The 609-nt window shown below is 69.5% G+C and carries 1 protein-coding gene; it reads left to right on the forward strand.

The features are described from left to right. Positions 1-28 precede the first annotated feature (28 nt). Positions 29-609 (forward strand): GTP-binding protein (locus IE98_RS0141675; RefSeq protein WP_030278002.1); only part of this gene is annotated, 581 nt, incomplete at its 3' end.

Raw genomic sequence — 609 nt, forward strand, 5'->3', positions numbered from 1 at the left:
GACGTCACGCTGCTCGAAAGGGTCCTCAGTGGACTTCGCAAGCTCTAACGCGGCCGCCCCCAGCCGCGCCACCACCTCCGCGAAGATCGTCGTCGCCGGCGGCTTCGGAGTCGGCAAGACCACCCTCGTCGGCGCCGTCTCCGAGATCAACCCCCTGCGCACCGAAGCCGTCATGACCAGCGCCAGCGCCGGCATCGACGACCTCACCCACACCGCGGGCAAGACGACGACCACCGTCGCCATGGACTTCGGCCGCATCACCCTGGACGAAGACCTCATCCTCTACCTGTTCGGCACCCCCGGACAGGACCGCTTCTGGTTCATGTGGGACGACCTCGTCCGCGGCGCCATCGGCGCCGTCGTCCTCGTCGACACCCGCCGCCTCGCCGACTGCTTCCCCGCCCTCGACTACTTCGAGAACTCGGGCCTCCCCTTCGTCGTCGCCCTCAACGGCTTCGACGGACACCAGGCCCACACCCCCGACGAGGTCCGCGAAGCACTCCAACTCGGCCCCGACACCCCCATCGTCACCCTCGACGCCCGACGCCGGGACAGCGCCAAGAGCGCACTCATCACCCTCGTCGAGCACGCCCTCCTGGCCCGCCTCCG

This window comes from Streptomyces sp. NRRL B-24484, from assembly GCF_000717715.1.
In the GTDB taxonomy this organism is placed as follows: Bacteria; Actinomycetota; Actinomycetes; order Streptomycetales; family Streptomycetaceae; genus Kitasatospora.